The organism is Nocardia sp. NPDC051990 (assembly GCF_040680755.1).
Lineage (GTDB): Bacteria > Actinomycetota > Actinomycetes > Mycobacteriales > Mycobacteriaceae > Nocardia.
Window position 1 is genome coordinate 1 of sequence record NZ_JBFAXH010000035.1, and the last position, 9,313, is coordinate 9,313.

The 9,313-nt window shown below is 63.2% G+C and carries 10 protein-coding genes; 6 read left to right on the forward strand and 4 right to left on the reverse strand.

Features of this window, described 5'->3' with window-relative positions; translation table 11 throughout:
- From AB0L63_RS32535 to AB0L63_RS32545, 3 genes are all read left to right on the forward strand, one after another.
- Nucleotides 1-313: hypothetical protein (locus AB0L63_RS32535; protein WP_364508956.1), on the forward strand; the 313-nt coding region annotated here is incomplete at its 5' end.
- Between the two features lie 244 nt (nt 314-557).
- Nucleotides 558-1,103 carry a hypothetical protein gene (locus AB0L63_RS32540; protein WP_364508959.1) on the forward strand — a complete coding sequence of 182 codons (546 nt, stop codon included), beginning with the start codon at nt 558-560 and terminating at the stop codon, nt 1,101-1,103.
- Between the two features lie 814 nt (nt 1,104-1,917).
- Complete coding sequence (locus AB0L63_RS32545; protein WP_364508961.1) at nt 1,918-2,448, forward strand: GNAT family N-acetyltransferase; 531 nt, start codon at nt 1,918-1,920, stop codon at nt 2,446-2,448.
- Between the two features lie 557 nt (nt 2,449-3,005).
- Here AB0L63_RS32545 and AB0L63_RS32550 read toward each other — a convergent pair.
- Entirely contained in the window at nt 3,006-3,317 is a 312-nt protein-coding gene (locus tag AB0L63_RS32550; RefSeq protein WP_364508964.1) for an EthD family reductase, read from the reverse strand.
- 131 nt (nt 3,318-3,448) lie between these two features.
- Between AB0L63_RS32550 and AB0L63_RS32555 the strand changes: the two genes are divergently transcribed.
- Nucleotides 3,449-4,351: a LysR family transcriptional regulator gene (locus AB0L63_RS32555; protein WP_364508966.1), complete on the forward strand. Its 903-nt coding sequence runs from the start codon at nt 3,449-3,451 to the stop codon at nt 4,349-4,351.
- A gap of 896 nt (nt 4,352-5,247) precedes the next feature.
- Here AB0L63_RS32555 and AB0L63_RS32560 read toward each other — a convergent pair.
- The gene (locus AB0L63_RS32560; protein ID WP_364508968.1) at nt 5,248-5,532 is read right to left on the reverse strand and encodes a tyrosine-type recombinase/integrase; all 285 of its coding nucleotides are present in this window, start codon (nt 5,530-5,532) and stop codon (nt 5,248-5,250) included.
- 396 nt (nt 5,533-5,928) lie between these two features.
- Nucleotides 5,929-6,228: a hypothetical protein gene (locus AB0L63_RS32565; RefSeq protein ID WP_364508971.1), complete on the reverse strand. Its 300-nt coding sequence runs from the start codon at nt 6,226-6,228 to the stop codon at nt 5,929-5,931.
- A 13-nt stretch (nt 6,229-6,241) separates the two neighbouring features.
- On the opposite strand from AB0L63_RS32565, the gene AB0L63_RS32570 reads away from it, so the two are divergent.
- Entirely contained in the window at nt 6,242-6,568 is a 327-nt protein-coding gene (locus AB0L63_RS32570) for a hypothetical protein (protein WP_364508974.1), read from the forward strand.
- A gap of 573 nt (nt 6,569-7,141) precedes the next feature.
- A complete protein-coding gene (locus AB0L63_RS32575; RefSeq protein ID WP_364508975.1) occupies nt 7,142-7,639 on the forward strand; it encodes a MarR family transcriptional regulator in 498 nt (165 codons plus the stop codon).
- Between the two features lie 605 nt (nt 7,640-8,244).
- Here the strand turns inward: AB0L63_RS32575 and AB0L63_RS32580 are convergent.
- Nucleotides 8,245-8,976 carry a hypothetical protein gene (locus tag AB0L63_RS32580; protein WP_364508976.1) on the reverse strand — a complete coding sequence of 244 codons (732 nt, stop codon included), beginning with the start codon at nt 8,974-8,976 and terminating at the stop codon, nt 8,245-8,247.
- Nucleotides 8,977-9,313 lie beyond the last annotated feature (337 nt).

Here is a 9,313-nt window from a genome sequence, read left to right on the forward strand (position 1 = left end):
GTGGGCGGTAGACGGCGGTGGCCGCAGCTGGCCTCGCCAGGTCGGCGACGTCGCGCACGATCTAGCCATATGGTTGCAACGGCAAGGACATCACCCCGGCGTGCGGACAGCGGTGATGCTCATGCATGAGCACGCTCAACTTGCCGAATGCGTCACCCCTGCCGTGGATTTCGTCGGATCCGATCCCCTGCAACTCACCGACACTATTCTCGGTGGTCTCGCGACACCACTGAGCCAGGATACGTGCGAGAACATTGTCGCCTTGATCGAGCGTGACCATCACTTCCACGCCAGTCGACGCCGAGCACGGTAATCCGGTCGCACTCCAGCCGCCAAAGCTTTCGGCCCCGTGTTCCAGGGCCACTCGGAATGTCGGCCGGACGGTTACGGGCTAAAGCTGCCGGGACCAGCCCACCGCCACGGCGCGCGGGCCATTGCTGTTCAACCAAACGACACCCACAACGAGGAGAGAGATATTGAGCGGACCGGCTTCGACACAACCAAGCGCAGATAGCACCGTCCCTGTGACCCGTGTACGCACGAGACCATCGAATGAGATGCCAGTAGCGATTCCGGTTGAGCGGGTATTGGTGCGCACCGAGGATGTCGTCGCGGCGTTGGTCGGCGCTCGCGCCTACCGCGAGGGAATCGAGTTGTCGTTGCACCTGTATGTCCAGCAGGGAAGCGATCATTCGGCGCTCAGCGGCTTCCATGGCTATCCCGGTGGCGTCAAGGACCAGTTTCTGGTCGGTGTCGAATTCTGCGACGGACGTACAGCGACCAATATCGATCGCTGGCGCCTCGACGACGACGCGGACACCGCGATCCTGATGAGCGGCGGCAGTAGTGCGAGCGATGGATTCAGCGCCACCACCTACTACCTGACACCGCTGCCACCGCCCGGACCGCTGACAGTGATCGTCGCCTGGCCCGCGGCCGGGATCGCCGAGCAACGCGTCGAGCTCGACACCGAGGCGTTCCGGCGTTCCGCCGAGCGCGCCGAAGTGCTGTGGCCTGTAGACAGCGAGGCCAAGTCGCGCGAGCTGCCGCGCGTGGTTCCGGATTTCGCACCCGGCGGATGGTTCGAACGCGCCGTGAACTGAATCGATCTCCCAACGTCGAGGTCAGCCGCTCGAAGTCCGCTGTTGTCGTTTGAGTTCAACGGAGACGATCGATCCGGAATCACAGATGTGACAACGCGATTTGTGCACCGCTGATGTCATATCGAAGGACGCTTTCCGAAGAGTTCAGCGGTTCCACCGTCGCCAGAATGTGTTGGCGTGGTCAGCGGCAAGTGCGTCTTTGAGCGCACAGGGCCGCAGGTCGGCGACGGGCCCGTCGACTGAACCGATGACGGCTCGCGCGATGAGTTCGGTTGCTGCGGCGCCCATCTGGGGAGCTCCCCATGTCGGACTGGTCTCATACGGTAGATCGACGATTCCCGGTCAACTTACCGCCGCCGATGTCGCGGCCGGTCGGAAGATGAACGTCCGACTGGTATCGCTGGAAGTGTGCAATGCGAACCGCTGGAAACAGGTTCAACGTTATCGATCGCATATGACTCGAATTCCAAACCCCGCCAACCCTTTCCAGAGTCGCCATGTGCTGCCCCAGCGACCGGGCCGGTTGTAATGATGGGCCAGCCCGTTTACGTCGGGCTCGCGTTTCGGGCAACGGTGGCGCTTTGGTGGTATTCCACGGCTTCGGCGAGTTCGTCGAGCTGAAGTAGCTGCCCGGTCAATTCTTTCACGTGCTCTCGCGCCTCTGCGGGGGGTTGCGTAGAACATCCGGCTCGTGGACCGCGCGGGCCTCGCCCTGTGGGCGTCGCAGACCAGCCGCCTGTCGTGGTAGTGAACCTTGATCTGCCGGAGGGAAAAGCGATCGACTCCGCAATCGCGTGGACTTTACTGTTCTGCCATGTCCGTCAACGGTTTCAGCATCGGTAACGTGATTCTGCGCTCCCCTCGCATGGGCGACGAGAAGGTCGTACGAGCAGCCCACCAGGTGATGGCTGCCGAGGACGACTTCGACTTCGCTCTCGGTCTGGAACCTGCGATGGACTGGAAGCAGTACCTCGACGTGCTCGAGGACTACCGTCAGGGCCGCAACTTGCCAGAGGGTATCGTTCCCGCCACGTTTCTGATCGCCACCGTCAACGACGAAATCGTGGGCCGCGCCGACATCCGGCACACGCTCAACGACTACCTGGCTCGCAGAGGCGGACACATCGGCTACGCCGTCCTCGCCGAACACCGACGCCGAGGCCACGGCCGCGCTATCCTGCAGCAGAGTCTGGACCTCGCGCGCCGGATGGGTGTCGAGCGTGTGTTCGTCACGTGCGACAACGGCAACGATGGAAGCCGCCGGATCATCGAATCCTGCGGCGGCACACTGGAATCGGTTGAGCCGTGGAGTGACGGGACGCTGATCCGACGCTACTGGATCTGATTCGGGGCAATTGGCAGTCGATGCAGGGACGTTTCAGGTCGGGGCACCTCCACGGGCAACAACTGTAGGCGGGAGGCAGGGGCATTGTCGGAGTTCGACCGTCATTTGGACGACTTCACGTCCTACCAGCAGACGCCGTGGGGTCGACTGCGGTATAGGTGTTGATCCGGCCCGCCCGCATCGAGGACGTGCTGTCCCGGCACCGATTCGGGGTAGCTGCACCGAACCGGTCATTAGACCGGCGGCAGATGCGACTGGCCGACGAATACCGCGACGTGACACCCGCAGAGTGGACCGACTTCGAGGAGCACTTCGACAAGCGCAAGGTCGAACTCGGCGGCTGCGCCCGCCCAAATCCTCGGGGTCGTAGCCGATGGGGTTGTCGCGCAAGGTCCGCGCTCCAGCTTCGAGAAGTGCGCGAGCGTCCTCATACTGGGGCCAGAACATCGGCCCACCTTTGACGCTCAACGAACCGGCAACCGGGAACGGCGTTCCGCCGATAGCCGGACCTGGCCGCATCGGCCGGCCGAACGCGTCCCGGAGCGTGCCGTCCCGCCTCAGCTGGTGCCGTCCTGCACCGGATAGTCGATGACGACCACACCGCCGGTGGCGTAGTTGACGACATCGGCGGCCGCCCGCTGGCCGTGCGACGACGCCCGCGCCGCGGCCATGGCGGCGGCGTCAGTGAAGTCGGCTTCGAAGACCGCGAAATACGACGGCTCTCCGTTGGTCGCCGCCACGTCGAAGCTGTAGCGCCACGCAAGCAGGCCGGGCCAATTCATGACCAGCGGAAGGTGGTTGTTCACGTAGTAGTCGCGGAAGTGGTCAGGGTCGGCGGGCTTGGGATAGAGGACCACCAATTTATGCATGACTGCCTCCTGCATCTACCGCGGTCGGTTGAATCGTCATATGCGCAGGTTAGGGCTTGATGTGTGGTCGAGGGAAAGACCGGGACGGGATAGACTCAGAACGGATCGTTATCAATCGGCAGGGAGGGCATGTGGCGCCGGATACGGTGAGCCTGAGGTACTTTCTGGTGCTGGCGCAGGAGTTGAACTTCACCCGCGCGGCCGCACGGATCGGTATCGCGCAGCCGGCACTCAGCGCCCGGGTTCGCCGATTGGAGGCGGAACTCGGTACGAGCCTGCTGGTTCGTAACACGCGTAGCGTCGTATTGACCACGGCCGGTGCGGCTTTGGCGGAGTCCGCGCCGCCCGCGCTGGCGGCGCTGGACCGGGCATGGGACACCGCCCGGAATGCGGGGGCCGGTGAACTGGGCACGCTGCGCATCGGATACAGCCTCAGCGCGGGGGCCGAGACGGCACCGGCCCTGGTGGACAGGCTCATTCGCAGCAGCCCGGGACTCGAGGTCGGCGCGGTCCCGATGGCGACACCGGAGATCTCCCCCGCGGTCGCCGACGGCCGCATCGATGCGGGGATCACCCGCGGTGAACAGCCGGGTCGTGGCGTGCGCCGGTTCCTGCTGCGGCGTGTGCGCGTCGGGGTCCAATTGGCACAGCATCATCCGCTGGCCGAACATCCGGAGATCGAGATCGCCGATGCGGCCGCGTATCCGCTACGACTCCCCGACCGTACGGCCAATCCCGTGATCCACGATCAGCTGTCCGCACTGTTCCGCAACACCCGGTCGAGCCCCCGATTCCACACGCCCGCAGTCTCTTTCGACATGTCTCAGCGCGACCTGCGCGACGGGCTCACCCTCGCTCCGGCCGGTGAAGTCGCGGTCACGACACAACCGGCCGGTCTCACGTGGCGACCGCTGCAGGGCGCACCCACCTTGACCATCCACCTGGTCCTCCCGCGCGTGCAGTCACCACTACACCGCCGCATCCGTACCGTCGCCAAAAACCTGGCACACGAGCTGCACTGGCTGCCGGACTGACGCGCAGCATGTTACGCAGATTGCCGACGACGATGACGATCCTCTGCACCACCAAAACCTTCAACAGCGGATGTGTCCGGGAAATCGGTACGAGCACGAGCAATTGCCCAACCGGCACCACGATCCCGAGTACTACAGCGACCACCAGCAGCAGCCAGCCCACCCGTGCGACCCACTCCCGCGCCGGCGCACCGGGCTGACCTCCTGCGGTCCCGGAGGTCTGTCGCCGAAACCGGCCTCGCCAACCAGGACGCCCACCACCGCCCGTCTCGTGGGCGTCATGTTCGCCGCTTTCCGACATACCGAAACTATCGTGCATCAGCTAACTCATAACAATCACGCTGGGTGGTGTCCTAACGCCAGCACTGCCACCTTCGCAGTAACAAATCCACCGCAACGTCCGCCCCCTGCGTGCCCGCGCCAACCGCAGGGGGTCGAGAACGCACTACATTGCCGCATAGTGCGCAGTTCGAAACGGCCACAGTCTCTTCAAGGCCGATCGAGGTGTGCCGAACCACGCCGAGGTTTTCTCGGCGATGGTCGGGATGTCATGGGGCAGAGGCTCGTCCGGAGATGGACCCGAACGTCGGGATGCCGAGCTCGGTTTCTGTCGCCGTTCGACTGAGCGTGGCGTCTATCTGGGCGAGCTTGTCCTTGACGCCGGCATAACTGACTTGCAGGCCCTCAACTCCGCCGAGCCAGCCTTCGCGTTTGGCTTCGATGATGCGGGCTTCGAGGTTGTCGTGGATCTCTTCGACCCGGGCTCGCTGGGCGGGGTCCGACCTGAGGAGCGAGCATCTGACACAGGCGTGCTCATGGACGCAGGCCGTGGCAAATGCTCGGGCGCACGTTCCGACCGAGACTTTGCGTTTTTCGAAGTGCGCGAGGAACGCATCTCATTCGGCATCGGTGGGCGTGCGGTATTCCTCGCTGGGGCGTGTGGCCCGGCGGCGGGCGATGAACGCTCGATGTGCCTCGATCGTCTCGGCCGGGTAGACGGCCTTGTAGCTCATGGTGGTGTCGATGGTTTTGTGGCCGCAAATGATCTGGGCGATGTGTGGGGGCAGGCCGTTCAAGATGGCGTCGGTGACGAATATCCTGCGGAAGTCATGAGCTTGGAACCTCAACGGATCTCCCGGCGGGACACACAAACCATGGACAACCGGAAAACTGCTGGTCATCGTGGGTGCATACCCGGTCTGAGCGGCCGTTTCGACCCACGTCGCTCGACAAGGCATACGACGTCGCTCGACTGCGCCGGTGGGTGAGAGAATGCCGCGAAAGGTAACCATATGAAAGCTGGCGATCGGCAGAAGTAGATATAATCTCAGGTCGGGGCTCATATTCGAGCGAATTGCAGGATTATCCATACTGCGACGGACTCGCCGATACGCGACAAAGACAACATCGGTCCATGTAGAAAACCTTGCCGGAATTAACTATCCAGAGTGAATATCTAATAGCGGACAATGATATTTTCAGCACGCCGAGATTGGCGATTTCGACCACAGAAAGATGAGAACAGGATATGTTTTAAACACCCCATTTCGGGGTTCGACGTCCCGTCGTACCGTTACTCAACATTTCCTGGAGATAGCCATGAGATCGACCTCATTCCTGCTTCGTGCCGGCGTTATCGCTCCGGTGGCCGTCGCTACCGTCTTTTGTTTGGCTGCGCCGGCAAATGCCACCCCTATCAGCGTGAACTGGAGCTGCAAGGGCACGGTCGCCGGTATCAGCCAAACCTCGAGCATGACCACATCGGTCACCGGCACCGCGCCGAGCTCGGCGGCGTCGGGTTCCGCGGTGGCCATCACCATCACACCAGGTGAATCGGCGGTTCCCAGTAAGGCTTCCGGTTTCAAGGTGAACAACATCAGCAACCTGAAGATGACCATTCCGACTCCGGCGAATTCGACATTGGTCTCGGCTACCGCCTCCGGGGGTACCGTGGCTGGCACCGTCTCCACGTCGGGTGGGGATGTCGTTCTGACCGTACCGGGTCCGATCGCCGGCGGCACCAGCTTCATTCCGCCGGCGGTGACCGTCAACGTCACCGCCGGCACCGCCGGAACGCCGATCACCAGCAAGTACGCGGGGACCAGCTACACCAGTCCCGGCATGACCATGACGACCAACGTCGTATTGGCCGGCAATGTCGCGACCTCGTGCTACCCGTCCCCGTCCCCGACCCTCACCACCACAACTGTCAGCTGAGCCTGCGGACAGGCGCCACGGCGTGATGGTCGGTGTCCGCGCCGGCGGCCTGTGGTGAACATGCCTGGACCGGGTTGTGCCATCAGCCTGGTCCAGGTCTCACCCGAGCCCGACCGGGTGACCGCTGCTCCTGATAGTGGTTGCCCCGCTTCGGATTTAGTGTAGTGGCAGCCACTTCGACCGAATAATACGATGCACAGTATCGCATCGGCCGCTGTGTCGTACAGTGCATATCCGACACAGCCACGGTCGCTTCGACGACCGGAGCGGTGCCCGCTTTCGTGATGTTCGTCAGCCGCGGTTCGTGCTGTCGGCCAATCGATTGACAGGAGCCCACATGCCCGCTTCAAACGCCCGGCGGCGATCCCTACCACACGCAGGGAAAACGATGGCGCGCACTCGTGATTCCCCGGCTACCCTCGATCCGCGCTGCGCTACCGCGGCCTGCGGCATTCATCGAGTCCACCGAACTCCCTGACTCCCCGACGGAATCGGGCGCTCGGCAACTGAGCACGCCCTGATCGGTGACTTCTGCTGAGCGGTTTCATGTTTCAAGTGATCGAGGGAAAGCCTGTGTACCCGAGAACAACCGAACCCGCCCGGATCTCGGTCGAGCTCAAAAGGGCCCTGGAGTTCTATCACGGAACCGTCGACGATCTGGTCCGCGAATTGATCAGAGTGCTGGGCGTGAACGGGACCGATCGGCGTGCACTGGAGATCGTCCTGCTCGAGGACGAGAAGTCTACGACGCCGGGAATGCTGGCCGAACGGCTCGGCCTCACCGCTGCCGGCGTCACGATCATGCTCAACCGGCTGGAGAAGCAGGGCTACATCGCCCGCTCGCTGCACCCGACCGATCGTCGTCGCGTGATTGTGATGGCCACCGAACTCGCGGCCCATCGCGTACAGGAACTCGTCATACCCATGATCGTCGAGGCCTACAAGATGTTGCTGAACTCGTACGACTCCGCCGGACTCGAAATAATCGCCGACTTTCTCACCCGTGCGGGCGAACTGCAACGAATCCACCGGCAACGGCTGCGTGACGTGGATCCCTACCCGAGACCCTGAAAACCTCGATCACGAAGTCTTGCATGAGAGAAATCCGAGGCGCTTCGAGATTCAGTGTCCAGACTTTGCTGTGGAAGTTTGGATACGCGGTGTCTGCGCACTGCTCTTCTCGGTAAAACCCTAATTCATGGATACCCCGCTCGAGCTGTTCGGCGAGGCGACACCGTACTGCTCGCGCCTCGGTGTTCGGCAGAACCGCCGGAATCCAATGTCCGCCCCTCGGGCTTGTTTTCGAGTGGTGAAGGTGGTGTGGTCACCGATTTCACAGGCCATGCCATCCGAAGTGTCGTCACCGGTTCCCAGCGGTCGGCACATCTCGAGGAAGAAAGTAGTAGTTGGATGCAATCCGTCGACAACAGCGAAGACCGAGTGGCAGAGCCGGACATCAATGCTGAACCTCGGCCTCGGACTCTGCGGTGGTGCGGTCGGCCGGCCGGGGGGCCATCGGCCGATCGGTTCCGGCGGCAGATGTCGCGTGCGGGTGTGGTAACTGCGTTGGTAACCACCGCGATCGGGATAACGCTCATAGTACGGGCGGATTCGAGCCCGCCGGTGTGGGCGAACAATGCGGAGGCATTCTCGGACGACTACAGCGCCGTCCGAATTCAGACCAGCGTGACGAACACGAGCACGGAATCGGACGCACCGAGCGAGGTCCCCGTACCGGGCGACGTCTCGGGCACCGACACGGCTACCGAAACCGGGACCGCCCAACCGGCCGCCGATTCCACCGACCCCGGTACCGGCACGGCCACTGCGACGGAATCGACGACAGCCATGACGACGGGTGCCTCGGCTGCGAACTCGACGATTGTGTCGGTGAGCGCGAGTTTCTCTGTCACGGCGAGCCTTTCGGTCCAGGCCACGTCCAGCGTGCAGGACCCGGGTACGGTCGCCTCGACCTCGATATCCACGGTGACCGTCGCCATGCCTCCGACGGATACGTCGACGGTCACGGTGACAGCCGATCCGAGCACGGTGACGGTGTCGGCTGATCCGTCGACCATCACCGTCACCTCCGACACGGCGACCACCACAGTGCCGACCACCACAGTGACAACCACCATGACAACGGCGCCGACCAGCACCACGACGACGGTGCCGACAAGCACCACAACGACCACGATTCCGGCGAGTTCGACCCCGACATCCACGTCGCCGGAGGTGTCCACAACACCCAAGTCGCCGACGACCACATCGACGCGGTCTACGACGACCACGGCGCCGAAGACGACCAAGCCCCCGACGCCGACGACGTCGGCGCGTCCGACGACTCCGTCGATCGCGCATCCACCGGCCACATCACCAAAGGTGACGGCAGCGGGATAGGCGGTCACACCACCGACGGTCAAACGCCGGCGGGGTGACGTCGACCGAGGTCCTCCCGTTCCTGGGCTGGAACACGACGAACAGGACCCATTCAGCCAGGATCCCTGGTGCTCCTGCGGATTCAACAACCAGCAGACCACCATGGACACCGACTGTCATCCCCGGCCGCGGAAAACACGAGCAGCCACCGCGAACTGAGTACAGTACGGGTAGTGCGGCCGTCCGGATCCCCTTGCTGCCGCCGCCAAGCGAGATCTCGCATTCGCGGTGGCGTTGATGGTCGTGCTGATGGTCATCACCGTGGGCTACCTACCGCTGGTGCTGCCCCTGCTACTGCCGGGGGTC